Genomic DNA, 18035 nt, shown 5'->3' on the forward strand with positions numbered 1-18035 from the left:
ACCACTCAGCCCTTCGGGACGGGGACGAAGACATAGACACCGAGCACGTCTGCCGGTGATTCGGCGCGCACGCTCAGACCCCTCAGCGGCGCTCCAGACGCGGATCGCACCCGACGATGCGCCGCCTCGATCTCGTCGGCCAGGGCGCGCCCACGCTCATCGAGATGAGTGCTGACGCGGTGAAGTTGTGCCAGGGCCGACGACAGGTACTGCTCGGGCGACGACACGTTGCCCGACGGCTTGGCTCGCAACAGATCATCGACGCTGTCGGCGTCGAGCCACTGGAGTTCGCCGTTCGCCGCCGTGAACGCCAACGTGGCAGCATCCTCCACCACGGCTGTCCGCTCGCCACTACGCGAGGGCATGACCACATGGAAACGGAAGCGAACCACCAGCAGCGTCGTCCGGGTGTCAACGCTCGAGCTGCGCACCACGGCACACCGACGAGCCGGTCGTCCCTCGCTCGGAAGCTGCGAGTCGAGCGCAGACTCCAAGACGTACGTGGCCAGGGCCTCGACGGCGCTGTCCGTACGCTGCAGCACGCTCTCGCCCGGGGCGACCGGGAAGTCGTCCACGAAGGTGAGCCGACTCCCGACGGGCGGCAAGGCATCGACCAGGCCGAGCGGGAGCCCGCTGGTGTTCGCGGAGAACCCTCGCGAGTGCGACGTGATGGGAGACTTCAAGGCTCGCAGCGACTGCTCGGCGAACGCGCGCACCTCGGCGTGCGTGCCCAGGTTGGCACGAATGGCCTCGACCTCCGTCGCCACCTCGTCGGGGTGAATGGCGCGTTGCGCGAACTTGGTGCGAGAAGCCTTCTCGCGCTCGGCTGCAGACGTCCACTCCTTCTCGAGGTCGCCAGCCTTCGTGGAGTACTCCAGATCGAGCATGTCCTGACGGGCGTCACCCCCCCGCAGGATCAGACCTTCCATCAGCGCCTCAAGGACGGCCTCGCTGTTGTCGGGCACCGCGACGGAGACACCCGTGGCCTGGCGGATCGCCACATGTTTGCGCAGCAACACGTCCAGCACGATCCCGTCAATCCGGTTGTCCTGGCCGTACAGCGTCACTGCCCGCACGACGTCGCGCATTTGGCCAAAGCGATCGACACGGCCTTCTCGCTGCTCGTGCCTGGTGGGGTTCCACGCGAGGTCGTAGTGCACCACTGCCTGAAACTGGTCCTGCAAGTTGACGCCCTCGGAGAGACAGTCCGTGGCCACCAGGACGACCGGGCCGTCGGCCTCGGCCAACTCGGCGATCCGGGCGACCCGCTCGGATGGTGGGAGGTTGCCCGTGACGCACGTCACGGTGGTGCCCTTCCCGAGCTTTTTCGCCAGGTGTTCGGCCACGTATTCGGCCGTGTCAATGAAGCGACAGAAGATGATGGGAGCGTACGAGTCGGCCAACAGGCCCTTCACCTGAGCGGTGATCGCATCGAGCTTCTTGTCGCCCTTGTTCTCGAGCTCCTGCGCCCGCTTCAGGAAGTCACGCAAACGCCTGCGCGTCGAGCCACTCTCGCCTTCGGAGCTGTCCGCCCCAGGAGCGATGTCGACGGACTCCAAGGTTTCGTCGTCCGCCCGGTCGAGCACCGCCGAGCGACCGAGGGCGTCTGCTTCGGCGGCGGTCTCGGCGCCGACTGCTGCCGACCGGGTCGCCAGGGTCTGGGCCGCTGCGCGCGGAGACGATGCCAGAGCGCGCAGCAAGGCCAGGGCCGACCACCAGCTGATCCGCTGCTCGCGCGACCCGGTGGCGTTTCCCACGGTGTCGCGAGCGTACGAGATCACATCATCAATCAGGTCTCGGTAGGCAGGGGAAAGCGTGTAGGGCACCTCCTTCGACTCACGGTCGGAAGGGAAGGGTGTCTCCTCGTCGAGATAGACGCGAATGTCGGCCCGGCGACGCTGCACGAAGTGCCGCGCGAGCAGCTCTCGCCCCTTGGGTTCGTCAAGGTCGAGGTCATGAAGGGCCGGGTCGAGCAGACCAATGAGGTTGCGGAAGGCCTCGTCATTGCCGGAGTGGGGTGTCGCGGTGACCAGCAGAAGGTGACGGGAGGCGTCCTCGGCCAGTGCCCTGACAAGGTCGTATCGCTGGGTGCGAGAGCGACCGCCCATTGAGCCGTCGGCGACACAGGTGTGCGCTTCGTCCACGATCACGAGGTCGGGGCAGGTGCGCAGGAACTCACTGCGACGACGATCTGACTTGATGAAGTCGGTGGAGACCACCGTGATCGGGAAACGCTCGAAGATCGACTCAGAACCCACGCGCTGACGCTCGAGTCGTTTCACGGTGCTCGAGAGCACCAGCTCGGCCTCCAGCCCGAATTTGGTGCGGAGCTCAGTGGCCCATTGCTCTGCGAGCGCCGGGCTGCAGAGCACAGCCAGCCCTCGGGCCTCACCGATGGTGAGTAGTTCCGTGGCGATGAGCGACGCCTCGACCGTCTTGCCGATACCGACGTCGTCGGCAATCAGCAGGCGAACCGTCTCTTGGCGAAGCGCCATCAGCAGGGGTACGAGCTGGTAGATGCGTGGCTCGACGGCGATGGACGCCAACGATCGGATGGGTCCAGCACTCGAACGGAAGCCGATCCGCAGAGCGCTACGCAGCAGGGCCGCGCTCTGGTGATCGCCCAGATCGTTCGCCGTGGGCGGCGGGAACGAGGCGGGCCGAACCTGCTCGATGGCCGGCAGAACACCGGCGATGTCGTCGTCCGAACCTCCTAGCGGTCGCAGGACGAGGAACTCGTCCGAACTGTCAGGGAGCACGACCCACTCGCGCCCCCGGGCGGCCACCAGGCTCCCCACGGCATACGTCGTCACGCGCGTCGTCCTTCCCCGAAGATGTCGGAACGCTCCCGCAGGAGGGCCACCCAGTCGTCGTCGTGCCGGAACCGCACATAGGTGTACCCGGCATCCAGCAGGCGCTCCTCGACCATTCGGTCATCGTCGTCGATGTCGTGCCTGTCGTGAGTGGGCCCGTCGATGAAGACAGCGACCCCCGCCTCACGGTAGAGGAAATCGGGGCGACAGCGGGCCGACTCAACCATCGACTGGGCCTCGTCGGGCAAGCGGAAGTCCTGCTGCAGGATCAATCGAAGCCAGTCTCGCTCAAGGTCGCTGTCGCAGGCCTCCAGCAGGCGCTGCGCATGGTCGCCACGCGGCAGCTCGGACGACGAGCAACTCGTGTTGCTGCGAGCGAGCCGAAGCAGCAGGTCGCGCACAAGGTGTCGGTCGATGAAGGCGTGCTCGGTCTGGTTCCCGTAGGAGAGCAGGCAGTCGTAGCAGCCTCGCTCGCAACGCTCCTGCCCATCCTCGGGACGACTGGTGTCGGCACCCGTGTCGGGGTCGAAGTGCGCGATCTCGAGCGCGGTGCGGGCCGCGATCGCGACGGCATCCGGCTCGGCCTGAAGGCGGCGAAGCACGCCCGCGCCCCCCTCCGCCGACTCGGTGAAGAGCATGCGGCCGCGGTTCTGGTCGTCCGGCAGAGCCTCACTGGCCAGTTCGGAGTCCTCCAACTGGAAGGCGGCCTCGATGCCACGCTCCAAGGCGTAGCGCAGTGTGACTGACACTTCCTTCGAAACAATGTCGGCGAGACGCACCACCAAGATGTTGCGATTGTCGCGTACATAAGGAATGACCCGGATCGCGCCTGCCGCGTCGGGGTCGGCACCGACCCCCTCAGCCTCCTGGGCCGAGCTCGTCACCCACTGACCCCTGGTGGGATCGAGGTTGAACCCCAACTCATTGGGATCCTTGCGGCGACGCCTGCCTCGGTTGGTGACCCGCACCTCGGCCGAGTCACCATAGGCCAGGTCTGCCAGGGCGGTCGTTCCGTCGAGGACGTCGGCGGTGAGCTTCCCGGAACGCGACCCGTGCTGGCTGAACCGGTACGAAGTCTGCAGTTCGAAGCCGGCACGGCGACGTTCCTCCTCGTCGGACGAGATGCGCTCCCGGCGACGGGTGTAAACAGTGGTGAGTTGCATGAGACCGTAGGTCGTCGCTCCCAACTCTTCGCCACAGTTCTCGCACACATCGAGCCCGGGGTGGCGGTCGTGGTGGTAGCCGCACGACTCGCAACGTCGCGCCTCCGCGGTGTCGACACCGGGCTGACCCGACTGGGTCAGCGGAACCTGCACACGCGTGACTTCATAGCGTGCGCCCTCGTGATAGATGAGCGCCCCCGGCCCAAATTCGGCAATGGCAAGGAATCGCGGGCGCTGAATGTAGTCGCCACCATCACGGTCGGCATAGCCACCGCGAACTGCGGGAATGTAGGCCGCCAAGGGAAGTCTGGGGAAGCTGTACCCAGGCAGGAAACCCTCGGAGGCAAAATAGCGATAGGGATAGAAGTCCGAGTGACCACTGGAGTCGTCTTGGTTGCGCAAGAGCCTCAGCTGGTTCTCTGCTTCCCTTCGACGTGCGGCGGCTGCGCTGACGGCGGACGACGACAGCTTGCTCTCGCCAGCGATGCGGTGCTGTGTCTCGCGGTCTTGAAGGGCCGCGCGATACAGATTCCGCCAGCGTCCACAGGCCTCGTCGAGGGTGCGGGGTGCGGCCCCGATCACATCTTCGATCCAGTTCTCGTGCCACCACGCGGTGGCTCGAAGCTCGTCGAGCATGGGTGCCACGATGACCTTGGCGTGACGGATGGCCCGGCGAACCGCATCAGGGTCGCCGAAGGCTCGCTTCTTGTCGGGGTGCATGGCCAGCGTGGGATGGTCGCCGGCCACGTCGAGCAACTCGTCCATGCGTGAACCGAGCTTCTCACCCGTCTCGGCCAACCAGACGGCCTGAACATGGCTGCGCAGGAGCGCCTCGTTCGCGAGGTCAAGTCGAGGGGCAGCGACTGAGCCAGCCACCATGGCCTCGGAGCGGCGGAAGTAGTACTGGTCGTGAGAGTTGCCGGTGGCGCAGTAGGTCAGCACCAGGGCTGGCTGACCCGAGCGACCGGCGCGACCCGAGCGCTGAGCGTAGTTGGCCGGTGTCGGAGGCACGTTGCGCAACCCCACGGCATTGAGGCTCGAGATGTCGACGCCCAACTCCATCGTGGGAGAGCAGTAGAGCAGGGGGAGGGTCCCCCGGCGGAAGTCACGCTCCCTGAGTTCGCGATCGGCCGGACTCACCTGCGCCGTGTGTTCGCGCGCCCGCAAGCCGTGGAGCTCCTGGGCGACGTCCTGATAGAGGTCGCGGAAGAACGTGTTGACTCGTCCGCCCGAGTCCGCATCGACGGTCTTGCGCAGTGGGTCAGGAGCGGCGCTCCTCCCGTCACCCGCGGACCACAGGATGGCCGACGCACGCAGTCGGTAGCCACGCCTGACATTGTCGGGTGACACCTCGACCAGCAACCCGGCCCTCTCGAGAATGCGCAGGATGTCGACGATCATCGACTGAGCCACGTCAATGCTGACAGATGCGGGGTAGCCGGGGAACTGGTTGGGCCGACGCAGGTACTGACCCATCGCCGAGCGGCCCGTCATGTGCAGGTCATTGCGGCCCCGGCCTGGCTGGCTCGCGAACGGGTAGACGACGCCCGTGTGCGCGGCCTCTTCGCTGCGAGCGATGGCCCACACTCCCGCCAAGGACTGATCCGACTGGCGCTTGAGCGCCCCGAACCCCGTCTCGGTCAGGCAGTCGACGTCGATGGCGAGCACCTTGCGGAACTCGTCCAGGACAATGCGGCACAGCTCCTCGCGGTGGGTCGACCTGGCATCGCGCAGTGCCTCTGCTGCACCCGACCAGAGTTCTTGGTCGGCAGCAATGTCGCCCAGTGACTCGTAGTCGATGCGCAACAGGCCCGTCTGCTCGAGATTGGGCATCGTGATGCGCCACCCGCGCTGAAGATCGAGATACAGCCGGTACTCGACCAGATCACGGAAGGTCCGCTCAATTCGCTTCTTGGCGGCATACACAGCGTCGGGTGCATCCGAGTAGTCGCGGAAGGGCACGGCGAGCGCTTCGACCACGCGGTCAGCCACGCTGGCGTGGGTCAGGGGTTCAGCGGACGCGGTCATGGCCGAATGGAGCGCCGATCGCAGCTGGGCCACCTGGACGAAGTCGTTGAGGTGGCCGGCCTGCAGGCTGGCGTCCTGTCGATTGTCGACGAACGTGAGCAACTTGCGTGCTTCGGGAGCCAGCTCGCTCTGTGGCACCTCGCGCAGGGCGCGCACGATGCTCGTCGAGAGCACTGAAACGGCAGAGCTGCGACCTTCGTTGTCGAGGGTGGTGAGCTTGGCGAAGTCGCGACCACGGGTCTGTTCGTAGGTGACCATGCACGACAAGCAGAACGTGAACGGTGCCGGCACAAAGGCGGCCGCGGTTCCGCCCACGTCGACCTTGCGGCCCGAGGTGTCGACGAGTACCCGCTGGGGCAGGTGGCGAGACTTGTTGGGCAGCGTCTGGTTGTCCGGGCCGATCCACGAGTCGGGCAGACGCCCATCGGCGACCGGGTCGACCGGCCAGGGCAGGCTGGAGGAGATGTAGAGGTACCCCTCGGTCGCCTCGGTCGGTTCGGGATCCCGGGAGGCTCGTGGTTCGTACGTGGTGTCACCCTGACGCGTGACGGCCCGCACGACGGCGTATTCCTGCCCGCATTCACGACAGAAGGCGAGAGGGTAGAGCAGCTTCTCGGGCGACCGTGGAACCGCCACCTGATACTTCGACGTGATGTAGCGATCCTGCTCGGACTCGAGCGAGACGTGCAGCGTGTCGCCCTTCGACAGGAACTGATGGAGTCGGAACGCGAACAGAGGCCGGCCAGTTTCGGGGTTTCGGATCTTGGACCCATGGAGCAGCAGCCGACGAATCGCAGCCTCGCACGTCTGCATGGGCAGACCTGTGAGTTCCGAAAGGGCGGGAGCCGCCTGCTCGCGCAGGCGCCGGGGAGCCTGGCGGATGAGGCGTCCGGTGGCCTGCTCGACGACCAGCCCGAAGGTCGACTCCACCCAAGCAGCCAGCGGTGAGGCCGCGACGGTCGAGTAGTCGTCTGGCAACCCTCGATTGACCGCCGCACGCAAGGCATCAGGATCGAGCTCGCCCATGGACGACGTCGCTGGCGTCAGGGTCTCCCCGATGACCCGCTCGGCCGTGACCGGCGCGCCAAAGATTCGCGACGCCACCCGGGCGACCGTCTGCTTCTGATCGTCGGTCGTCCCGCCGCTCGCCATCGTGGCGGAGGTACCAATGCACTGGAGGTCGGGGGATGAGCACGCCTCGCGAACGCGACGAACAAGCATGGCCACATCGGCACCCTGGCGACCGCGATACGTGTGGAGCTCGTCCAACACCAAGAACTGGAGGCCCTTGGCAGCCTTCACGAGTCGAGCGCGCTCCTCGGGGCGCGTGAGCACGAGCTCGAGCATCACGTAGTTGGTGAGGAGGATGTCGGGGGGAGTGGCGAGAATCCGGTCCCGTTCCTCCAGACTCTCCTGACCCGTGTATCGGGCGAAGGTGACCGGCTCGTGACCCTCGCCGTATCCGTTTACCAGGAACTTCTCCAGCTCGCCCCGCTGGGAGTTCGCAAGGGCGTTCATGGGGTAGACAATGATCGCCTTGACACCCGGAGTCTTGGGCTGATGAAGCACGTGGTCGACGATCGGAACGATGTAGGCCAGCGACTTGCCGGAACCGGTTCCGGTGGTGAGCACGTAGCTCTCACCGTTGGCCGCCACCTCAATCGCCTCGCGCTGGTGCCGATGCAGGGTGATCGGCGCTCGACCCGGATCGGTGGCGTGCTCCTTGACCCTGAAGATTCGCTCACACTCCGGATGGAGGAGGCCACTGGCGACGAGTTCGTCGACGCGGCCACCCGAGGCGAAGGCAGGGTTGAGTGAGATCCATGGTTCGGGCCACTGGCGCTCGGCGTCGAGCTCGCCGTCGTAGTGGGCCTTGAGTCGCGCATCCTTGATGTCGACGGCAGCAGTCGTGAAGGAGCGATAGTCGTCGATGACTTCATCTCTTACACGGAAGATGTCCATGGCGCCCTCTCGGTGAACGTTCCTTGGGAACTCTAGCCGAGGCTCAAGGTAAGGAAGACGAGCACACGAACCTCTCTTATCCCCGCGTCAACCGTCGTCACACCACGTCTTTCAAGCGACGAGTGGAGTCCTCCCGCCACACTCCCGCCACTCGTGACCGGGATGGGAGTCCAGACAGCGGAGCAGAAACGCAAATCTCCGGCGCTCTGGGTCGCACTGCTCGAGGTCAAGGCGCACAAGCTCGCGTGAGGCTGGGGTGACCAGCCATGAGTGCCATGCATGCCACTGACCCGGATCCAGCCAGCTACGTGCCGCCGCCTCGAACTCGTCCTCACAGAGTCTGAGGTAGCGATGCCGGGCCTGGTTGTGCTCAGGGCTCCCCTTCGTGAGCCGGAGGAGATCGTCGTCGATCTCCCAGTACCGCTGGAGGTAGAGGTTGCCCAGGTCCAGGCGCCTTTGGCGATTGGCCGCCTGCAGCCCGATCAGGCCGCCGACCACACCAACCACTGCGACCATGAGGGTCGCCAACTCGATCAACACTGAAACGCTCACGCCATCAGCGTAGGTGCTGCGGCTCGCTCCCCGCCCACCGTCGCTCGCCCCAGGACGCGAGGCTCGCCGACGACTGAGAAGGGTTGACCTAGGGCCAGCGCCGTCACCCACTCCGCCGGATCCCAGCCTGGTCACCTCACTGACAGACCCGCCGCACTCAAACCCTGGAGGCCAACGACTCCGGTGAGGTGACTCGCATCGATCCGGCACTCGCCCAGTACCTGAAGGTCAATTTGGCTAGGCGCCCGGAACGGCGGCGTGCTGATTCTGCGCCCGCCGGGCTGCGTCGTGTCGTAGGTGCGGAAGACCGTCGGAGCAATCCCCCCCTCGACCTCGATCCGCCTGCCAGAGACCTTCGCAACGATCGCCCACCCCCTCGATGGCGAGGAAACCAGGATCGCAACACGCGGTAGATCTCCCGCGTGCCCGATCGCCCTGGTCGCAGCTAGGAGCGGTTTACCCCTCGCCACCATCAGGTGCAACCGATCATCTCCCAGCCACTCGATTCGAGCCTCACTCATCACGTTCCGAAGGACTCGCTCCAAGGCCTTCCTCGGAGTCGAGTTCCTGAAGAGCGACAGCTCTTGGATGACGTCGCCAGCGTCTGGCGTCACGATCGTCGTTCCGCGGAGACTCACCAGGTTCTCCGAGATCAATGCAGGAGTCGCGTTCATCAACAGTTCCTCGACACGGTCTGCCAGCTCATGGAAGACGAGAGCATTCTTGTCTCGCTCATCGTCGGCCACTCCTTCTCGCAGCCTGTACATTGCAACAGCAGCGACCGAGGCGGCTCGTGCCGCCATAGCGTGGGGCCACTCCTGCCCCCCCATCGACTTCAGTGCTTCTGCCAGTAGGTCGAACCAGGGCGTCGCTTCGCCTTCTCCCCACCAATTCGCCGCCGTGCCGGAGATCATGACCTGACAGGCGGCGACCCTTTCGATCGGCCCCAACCGAGGCATCAGCTGGACAAGGTTCTTGAGGAACTTCAGTCCATTGACAGTCGCGTGCGAGCCCGCAGAGCCCGAGACTGATGTCTGTTCGACCTCCTCGAGGTTGTCGACCTCCTCAGCCGTCTGGTCTTCCTCGAAGACCTCGTCCACATCCTCAAACGTGTCCTCCCACGCAGGCGCGCCGTTGGGCAATGGGAGACCCGCCCTGTCAGTCTGCGACGACGTCGCGGCGCACTCGAAGATTGGCAAGCCAAGCCGTTCCAGAGCGTCAATGCAGTAATCGTTCCACGTGTCCGGATCGTCGAGCGAGCGCCAGGCTTCTGACACGCGTTCTTCCGAAGTCGAGCCCGAGGCAACCACCCCAGGTAGGCCGGCAGCGCTGTGTGAATGAATGAGGGCCACAAGTCCCGAGTACCACGCCTTGGCTGCCTCAGGGTCGGCGAACATCTCACTGACTGAAACGTCAGCGTTCGGCACTGAGCCCACACTGCGGCGGATCCGGGTCAGGACCTGCTTCACCGACGCCACGAACTGGTATTGCTGGCCGATTCTTACTCGGCTGCCCGGCTCGACCTGCACGTCGAACACCATCGACGAGCGACCTGCCGGCAGGACGCCAAGGTCGTCAAACCAGTCGGGGGGGTTTCCGTATCGGCTGACCTCCACCGTGAGATCCACCACCGCCTTGGATGACAGCGTGACCTCGACTCCCTGGGGAATGGTCCGTACCTCCAGCAACACTGGGGTTCCCGCTGTCTGCCCCGATTCGTCGACCTCCGTTCTCTGGCCCACGATCATGTGCTTGAGAGCGGCAACGTCCCGCACCGGAGATGTTGGACGAGGTAGCAGTGAAGTCCCCTCGCGATGCACCACTGCCAACTCGACGTTACCGTGTGGAAAGCCGCGCAGCAGCGCAGCCGCCGAGAGGTTGGGGCTACCCACCATGGTCCACCGAGGGCTGCCATGCCGCAGGCCTGTGACGACCTTGCCGTGGCGGTAGCGACTCTCCGGCATCGTGCCCGAAGCCGGCTCGACAAAGGAGAGGCTGCAGGATGCCTGCTCAGCAACCTGCCGCATCGACTCGGGATCCATCTCCGCCCACCCCTGTTGGGCGAGTACCGTCACATCGGCGACCTGATACCGAGTGATCAGGCTCCCCAAGGCTCGTGCCCCGAGGTCGTGGAAGGGCGCACTCACCTCAAGGGCATCGAGTTCGTCGGCCGGGAGTTGCTCAGCTATAGGGCCTGTGAGGCTGTCGACCAAGACGTGCCCTGTCTCGAGGGGATCCGCGCCGTCCAACAGTGCGGCCAGCTGGTCTGCCGTTCTCGTTACCCCGTCAGCCGCCACGGACCCCATGGTCACCCTGGTCGCCATGACTCGTAGGAATCTCACGACCCCATGGAGGATTGTGGGAGCACCGCCCTGACGACTCGCTCGAATCACCGTGAGCACCTCGTCGTTCGCGTGCCACCCCCCGATCGTCAGGTTCCCCGAGCCAATACCCACCAGTGCCCGCTCGGGGCCGACCAACACTGTCAGCTTCGGATGGAACGATCGCGGCGTCGCAGCCAGACCCAGGGCGTAGCTGCGCCCAGCCGACCGGACGCTGCGAGGGTCAGGGGCGAAGTTCGCGGCGTCCGCGACGACCGTCACCGCGGCACCGGCCGAGCGCACCGGCCCGAGGAGTCGATCTTCGAAATACCCGAGGTCAACATTGAAGGTGAGGAAGAGCGCCTCTTTGGCCTGACGATCATTGACCCCCATCTCCTCGAAGATGGCCGCCAGCAGACTGGGCACACGAGGGAGTGCGTATTCAGACAAGGAGGCCTCCATTCGGTCCCGGAGCATAACGCCCGGTCGCGTCCACACTGAACATTCCCGCCTGTCGAGCCAAGGACAGATACTGAGGGATCCTCGTGGCTGGATCCGTAGCAGTCTCGGAGAAGATCTGCACAGCGATGCCGTCCCGCACGTGCAGGCGGGCCGGGAAGGTGAAGACCCCTGTCTTCGAGTTGAACCCGGACTTGTACAGAGCAACCCGCTGGGACCGGTTGATCAAGGCCATGGCGAAGTCTCGCCCCAGATCACGCATCGTCCGATTCGCAGACCGCTCGATTCTGTCCGCCACCCACCCCGGGCTGAGCTCCTCCCAGATGCCGCCTCGATCCTCCTGTCGTCCACAGAAACCTCGTAGCTCCTCCTCGTGAAGGTCGCTGAGCCGATCGGCCCCCAAGAACAGGCGCGCCATCCACCGCTCCAAAGGTGACAGGTGGTCCAGCTCCCTCTCCGCTGGGCGAGGACTGCCGTCCTCCCAGAGCCGTGCTGGGAGCGCCGCCTTGAAGTCCTGAACGTCAACGGACGGCAGTTCATCGGCGAACGCGTCCACAAGCTCGGAAACAGCCCGGCTTCCACCCACCAGTTGGTTGACGTACCGCCAGATCAGGCGCCAGGCAAACACTGACTCCCGACGCAACAGGCCGCCACGCCAGCGGGCTGGCGCCACCATGCGCGCCAGCTCAGGATCGGTTCGAACGCTCTGGTCGAACATGATGAGGTCACTCAGGTCGGTCGCGCCGGTGACGTTGTTGGCCTCCATCGCGCGTGTGGCCAGTCGACCGAACTGCCACAAGAGTTGCCCCATGGTCAGACGGCTGGCGTGCTCCGTCCGGTCCCCCGACAGCAGCTCGGCCAGCCAGGCACCATCTGGGGAATCTGCGGTGGTGCAGAGGCAAGCCGCAGAGAGGCGTTGAAGATCGGCCTCCGTAACCTCTTCAGTAGCCCGGGCAGCGGAGACGAGCGGGGCCAGGACGCTCGCGGCTCGATCAAGATCGAAGCTAGGTCCCGTGGCGAACCCCTTGGTCCCAAGAATCTTGAGGGCCTGCTCTGGACCGCGATAAGTGTTGGCGTAGGCCCACTGGCTGCGGGAATACACCTCCGCGGCGCGTGCGAGATCGAACCCGTTGTCGGTCCTGGCGCCACCCATGATCGCGTCAATACCGTGTGGCGCAGGCGAGAAACGCCCGTCATGGTGATGGACCCGCGTCACGCATGCGAGCAGCGCCTCGCTACGCCGCAACAGATGCCGAGCGCTCTCTGGTTCGAGGCTCTCCTCCTCAGCGATGTGGGCCAGCAGGCCATGCAAGGCGTAGTATCTCGTGCCCGTGGTGACGGTAGTCACGCCGGGAAGGTGTGCCGCGACGAAGCTGTTCAAATGCCGCTCGACCTGGATGGGGAACGTCCCTCGGTTGGGCTTGAACGTGCCAGTGTCGACCCAACCTGCCTCAGACACCGTCATGACAGGACCAGCAGTGGGGTCGGCCATTGTGAACCACAAATAACCCTCCCGGAGGGGCTCAGACCACAGCCGACGCTGTGAAGGTTCACTGCATCGGCACGAACGGGGTGGCTGGGCACATGCATCACTGATCGCTTTCCACGGATGTGGACAGCGTAGAACAGCGGCTGCCGTGGCGAGGGTGGACGAAGAAAAACCTCCCGACCCCCTACAAACTTGTCAGCTCGAGCACCCCGGGCATCCACGGGGATACCACTGACGCGATCGTGACTACACGATCGTCGATTGGGCCCGCCGTTGGGTGCGGCGTCGGGAGCCTCCTGTCGACTCAACTCGGACCAGGCCATGAAGTGCAAGACGACCGCGGACCAGATTCTCCCGCACCTGCGCACGCAGCGCGGGACGAGCGTGACCGTGCGGTTGGAGATCGAGGCCACTGATCTGGCCACGTTCGACGAGGGAGGACTCCCAATGTAGCGGTTCGATCAGACCGGGTTCGAACTGGAGCAGGAGGCCAAGACCTGGTGGCGGCTCGGTAGCCCGTCGCCTCATCAGCCCGTCGTGGAATAGATCCCCCTGATCATCTTCGCCCACTTGGCTGGCTTGTGAGCCCGAAATGAGGGGGAACGATGAGCGTTCTGAATCTTTGCCGCCGACGCGAACTCGAAGCTCATGTCCTCCAGACAATCCGGGCCAATGCCAATTTTGGCACTCTGTGGGTCGGTCAGCTGACGTCCGCATTTGACACAGGTACCGAGCACGGGGCCTGTGCCGATGCGTTGCATGCTGCGCTTGAACCGCTTGGCAAGCAGCTGACGCTCTTCGGCAACATCGTGGGAACAGTGAACAGTGGTGATTTCCAGCTCGGCGGGATCATGGGGTAGCAATGCGAGGTACTTCGAAGCCGCGACACAAGCCGAGACTATGCTGTCCATCGGCCGGATGGCGATCACCGGGTACCGGGTGTGTCCGCCGGGAACCTCGAGGGGTAGACCTCCCGATGGAAGAATCTTCCAGCCGTTGAGAGTGGCGGCCTCTGGGGCCAGAACCAACCTACTGATCCAAATGGGGTTCTGGTCATAGACCTTGTCAAGACGACAGAGCCTCTGGCCAGTCCTCGTCATGATGACAACGGAGTCAACGGTGTGGTTGGTGAGAGTGATCTCCATGTCTCTTGAGAAGGTGAAGCGAGCCTCATCCAGAGCCTTCTGGTTCACCAACGCTGGCCGCGGCACTCTGACCTGGGGCATGGGACGAACGGGCGTCTCGGCCCGCTTCGTCGACTCACGCCCAAGCGGCGGAGCAGGCTTCGGCGGGTTCCCAAGCGGTCGCTGCGGCGGCTGCGGTGGCGCAGACGACTGCGCTACCGCGGCATGAGAGAAGGGAGCCTTGGATATCTCCGTGAGAGGCGGGGTTGGAAACGGGAGACTGCCTAGCAGAGTCCTTGCCCAGGTCTCGGGATTCATCGCCCCTAGGCCCACATGCCTTGGCGAGCCCGGGTGCTCACAAAGCCACACAAAATCGCTACTGAGGCTCTCGCGGCACTCTGACCCGATCCCGGACGGCGTGTTGTGGGGGTCAGACAGCGGCTCTCCACACCTCCTGCAAGTTGACTTCATGGCCGCTTCCCTGCGGTGATCAAGGCTGTTGATGAATCTCAAGAGTTTGCGCTCATCAACAACCCTCGGCGCACACTCCAGTCGTGAAACACGGCACTCAGCGCTGCCTATCCCCAACTTGCCCAGGAGCTGATCAACGAACTTCTCAATATCTGCAGGTGTTCTCAATCTTCGAACGGCCAGGACTGCAGAACCCTCGCTCGCCTCCGGGGTGCTCAGCCACAAGCCCTGTTCAGAGAGCCATCGCCACACGCCTGGCGATTCTGGGAGGGGTGCGTGGAGCGCGGCGTTCTTCGATGTTGAGACCCAGAAGGGCACGTCATCAAACATCCGGTCGATCCGCTCCAGAAGTTGGGGATTGTTGCTGACTCCATGGTAGACAAGCACGCCATCTGTAGTGATCGATTGAATTTCCCTCTCAATCAATCGACCCACGGACACGCCCGAAACAAGCCCTCGCTTCGCAGACTCCGTTGTATGAGGAACGGCTGCCCCGTCGGTGACAGGCGAGGGCTCCGACGGGCCCTTCGTCGCCTTCACGGGCACTGCCGGTGGCGTGTGGGTGCCCTCGGCAGGATCCTCGGCGGGTTGGGTCGGCGGCCCGGCCGCGGCTACTGTCTCCGCACTGGGATCGTTGGAGCTCCAGGGCGCGCCCTCCTCTGGCCCCACGAGGTGGTCGGAGAGTTCAGCCAGTGTGATCAGGTAATCGCTCGTCCGGGAATCACCCCGCTCGGCCGCAGTCTCCCTGAGCAGCTGAGCAGCACTCTTCAAGGTACGCGGTTCGACTGCGTCCAGCTTGTGCAGCAGCTCGATCAGATGCGTCAGCACTCCAGCCACCGACCCTCCCCCTTCATCACCACTGACGCTTCCTCATGCATCAACCCTGGGCGGCCTTCAGTCAACCATATGGCCCACGAATTGCGGCGTGGGCATGGGCTGCGAGCACCGCCAGATCGCTCGCCTCTTCTCACGGCAACGCGAAGGTTCTGGTGCTAGCGTGCTTCGGAGGTCACAGCAACCAAGGACCAGGAGTTCAGATGCGCGCGGATGTTGCCACCTCGAATGTTCGTGACCTACTCGAGCGGGTCACGGGTGCCAGACCCGAACATGACGAGGATGGAGACCTCCCTGTCATTTTCGGAGGAGCCCAGTTCTACGTTCGGGTAGTGGGCTCTGACGACGCGTGGATCCAAGTGTTCAGCGTGGCCCTCGCGGACGTCGATTCCTCACCCGGGATGCTGGCGGAGTTGAACGCGATCAACTCGGAGCGACGTTTCGCGCGGGCCTTCCATGTGGGGAGGCAAGTTCTGATCGAATCAGACATCTGGGCCGACGACATCAATCCCGCGAACTTGGGGTTCGCGTGCTCCCACGTCGCCCAAGCCACTGACTCGATGGCGAGCAAGCTGAAGGAGGCCTTCGGCGGGCGAGCGAGGTTCGAGGAGTCGAAGACGAGCGAGTACCGCATCCCTCTGGGCTTCGCGGGCTCGGCCGAGATGGCAGCTCTACGGGCAACCGCGACACCTCCACAATGATCTGCTGCCTGTCGACAACAATGGGCATCGCCGTCGAGCCCGACCCCCACTGACCTTCACTCCCTAGAGTGGCTTCATGGTGGACATCCACACCGTCGACACCCGCGAGGCCGCCGCCGCCCTCGCTGAGCTGCTCAACGGCGACACCCGCACTCGTCCGATCGTGGTCGTCACCACCCCGGCCGGCAGAACCGAGCCCTGGATCGACCCCCAGGCCATCGCCGACGAGACCGGTGCACTCGCCGACATCTACGTGCTGCCGACCGGCCCTGTGACGTGGGGCTTCTCGGAGAACATGGCGGAGGGCACTCAGGTCTACGGCGGAGCCGGCCGCGTCTACCCCGTCGGCCACGACTGGGCGAGCGATCTGTCCATCTCACCGCTGCGGTTCGCCTTCGGCGCGACCGATGGCAAACGTGCCACCGAGTCGCTGACCTCCGACGCCCTGAAGATGGCCGCGGCAGCCGGCCTCACCGAGTCCGCCGCCAACCCCGGGGCGAGGCCGGTCGAAGGCATCGTCCAAGGCACCACCGCCGGACGCGCGATCGTCAAGATCGGGTCGACGATCGCCAGCATCGCCGAGGAGCTCACGGTCGAGGGGGTCCCCATCGATCGTCTCGTCCATAAGGACCAGCCGATCGCCGGCCTCCTCGACCCCACGACCGGCCGCCTCGACGTGTCGGCCCACCTGCGCTCAAGCGACGACGCCCTGTCGGTCTACAGGCCCGGAACGATCGTGCTCACCCAAGTCGCCACCGTGGACGCCGACACGGCCGAGCTGGTCCTCTACCCCAAGACCTCGACACCCGCCGCGGCGGTCCGCGTGCCCCGCGAAGACATCACCACCAACCCGCACGACGACCTGCGCACCCTGATGTCCCTCGGCGAAGTCATCGCCGCCCGCGTGGTCTCGACCTCGCCCGACTGGCGCCTCGTCCTGCTCGACGTCGATGACGACGAACCCGTTCTCGAGGCACCATCCCTGCTGCCCGGCGGACCTCCCTGGCTCGAGGACAAACCCGCCACCACCGTGCCTTTCGAACCGGACGAGCCCCCGCTCCCCCTCCCAGCCGCTGCACCCCCGATGGCGCCGATGCCCACTCCGCCCGCCGCCGCTGCAGCGGTCGACTCCTCAACCAAGGCCGCGGTTCGTCCGAGCCCCGCGATCTTCGGACGGAAGGTCTCCCGGCCCGGTCCGGGTGACGAGGCGAAGCCGCCGACCACTGCTGGCACGGCCGGAACGCAGGAGTTGCTCCGCACGATCGACACCCTGAAGGCCGAGGTGCGGGCGATCACGACCATCCGGGACGAGCTCCTGGAGGAACGACAGGGGGCCGCCCAGGAGCGCGAGCAGTTGCGGGCGCTCCTTGACCATACGGAGCGGCGCGCCAATGCAGCCGAGCACACGGCCCGCGGGTTGCGTTCACAACTGCGGAAGGCATCGTCCAAGAAGGCCACACCCGCCGCGACCGATGGACCGCAATTTGCCGACCCCGAGCAGGGCTTCCGGCATCTGGTCACCACGCGATGGGCCACCCGCATTCACCCGTCGGAGCAGGCCGAGCGCGAGTTGCCGGACTACGCCATCGGGGCGGACTTCCTGGATTCGCTGGCAAGTCTGGAGGGCATCAGCACCGAGAAGGTGGCCGACGTGGTCGTCGAGATCCTGCTCGGAATGGCCCCCTCCATGCCCGGACGAGAAGTCCATCAACTGCGGACCGGCACCGGAGGCGACGACCCGCCCATCGTGCGGAGCGACAAGGCGGTGGCGTGGCGGGCGAGCCTGCAGGTGAAGACACCCTCGGCGCGCCGCATTCACTACTGGACTCTCCCCACGGGCAGGGTCGAGCTGGCGCGGGTTGCCACCCATGACGACTTCGGCATCTGAGGTGTGACGCAGATTCGCCTGATCGTCCCCGTTGAGGGTCCCTCAGGTGGGTGAAACGGCGACGAGCAGTCGGGTTTGCGTCGTCGGGTGACGGCCGTGGTCTCGGCACGGCCGCAGGCGGCCTACTCGACCGACGGAACTCAATCCTCGCTGATCGAGTAGGCGCGAGGAACGAGCGCCGTGTCGAGATCACCCACCGGCGGCTGCCCGTGGTCTCGACACGGCCGCAG

8 protein-coding genes are annotated in these 18035 nt (G+C 65.2%); 2 read left to right on the forward strand and 6 right to left on the reverse strand.

The annotated features are described in order from the left end of the window. Positions 1 to 5 precede the first annotated feature (5 nt). The 6 genes from ACSDQ9_RS09175 to ACSDQ9_RS09200 form a co-directional block, all read right to left on the reverse strand. Complete coding sequence (locus tag ACSDQ9_RS09175; protein ID WP_435146248.1) at positions 6 to 2813, reverse strand: helicase-related protein; 2808 nt, start codon at positions 2811 to 2813, stop codon at positions 6 to 8. Next, positions 2810 to 7966 carry a DEAD/DEAH box helicase gene (locus tag ACSDQ9_RS09180; RefSeq protein ID WP_435146250.1) on the reverse strand — a complete coding sequence of 1719 codons (5157 nt, stop codon included), beginning with the start codon at positions 7964 to 7966 and terminating at the stop codon, positions 2810 to 2812. The genes ACSDQ9_RS09175 and ACSDQ9_RS09180 overlap by 4 nt, the downstream gene beginning before the upstream one ends. 111 nt (positions 7967 to 8077) lie before the next feature. Next, positions 8078 to 8518: a hypothetical protein gene (locus ACSDQ9_RS09185; RefSeq protein ID WP_435146251.1), complete on the reverse strand. Its 441-nt coding sequence runs from the start codon at positions 8516 to 8518 to the stop codon at positions 8078 to 8080. A 131-nt stretch (positions 8519 to 8649) separates the two neighbouring features. After that, the gene (locus ACSDQ9_RS09190; RefSeq protein ID WP_435146253.1) at positions 8650 to 11265 is read right to left on the reverse strand and encodes a hypothetical protein; all 2616 of its coding nucleotides are present in this window, start codon (positions 11263 to 11265) and stop codon (positions 8650 to 8652) included. A gap of 16 nt (positions 11266 to 11281) precedes the next feature. After that, complete coding sequence (locus tag ACSDQ9_RS09195) at positions 11282 to 12790, reverse strand: hypothetical protein (protein ID WP_435146255.1); 1509 nt, start codon at positions 12788 to 12790, stop codon at positions 11282 to 11284. Positions 12791 to 13314: 524 nt separating this feature from the next. Further along, positions 13315 to 15219 (reverse strand): DUF6011 domain-containing protein, encoded by a 1905-nt coding sequence (locus ACSDQ9_RS09200; protein WP_435146257.1) that lies wholly within the window; start codon positions 15217 to 15219, stop codon positions 13315 to 13317. A gap of 200 nt (positions 15220 to 15419) precedes the next feature. Here ACSDQ9_RS09200 and ACSDQ9_RS09205 point away from each other — a divergent pair, with 200 nt between their 5' ends. Continuing rightward, on the forward strand, positions 15420 to 15917 hold the full coding sequence (locus ACSDQ9_RS09205; protein ID WP_435146260.1) for a T3SS (YopN, CesT) and YbjN peptide-binding chaperone 1: 498 nt from the start codon (positions 15420 to 15422) through the stop codon (positions 15915 to 15917). Between the two features lie 76 nt (positions 15918 to 15993). After that, positions 15994 to 17805: a hypothetical protein gene (locus tag ACSDQ9_RS09210; RefSeq protein WP_435146262.1), complete on the forward strand. Its 1812-nt coding sequence runs from the start codon at positions 15994 to 15996 to the stop codon at positions 17803 to 17805. The last annotated feature ends 230 nt before the right edge of the window (positions 17806 to 18035 follow it).

The organism is Aestuariimicrobium soli (assembly GCF_051192575.1).
Classification (GTDB): domain Bacteria; phylum Actinomycetota; class Actinomycetes; order Propionibacteriales; family Propionibacteriaceae; genus Aestuariimicrobium; species Aestuariimicrobium soli.

Bases quoted from the DNA above. Each gene is read 5' to 3' on its own strand.
- ACSDQ9_RS09180 (WP_435146250.1), bottom strand. From the start codon at position 7,966: ATGGACATCTTCCGTGTAAGAGATGAAGTCATCGACGACTATCGCTCC.
- ACSDQ9_RS09195 (WP_435146255.1), bottom strand. From the start codon at position 12,790: ATGGCCGACCCCACTGCTGGTCCTGTCATGACGGTGTCTGAGGCAGGT.
- ACSDQ9_RS09205 (WP_435146260.1), top strand. From the start codon at position 15,420: ATGCGCGCGGATGTTGCCACCTCGAATGTTCGTGACCTACTCGAGCGG.
- ACSDQ9_RS09210 (WP_435146262.1), top strand. From the start codon at position 15,994: ATGGTGGACATCCACACCGTCGACACCCGCGAGGCCGCCGCCGCCCTC.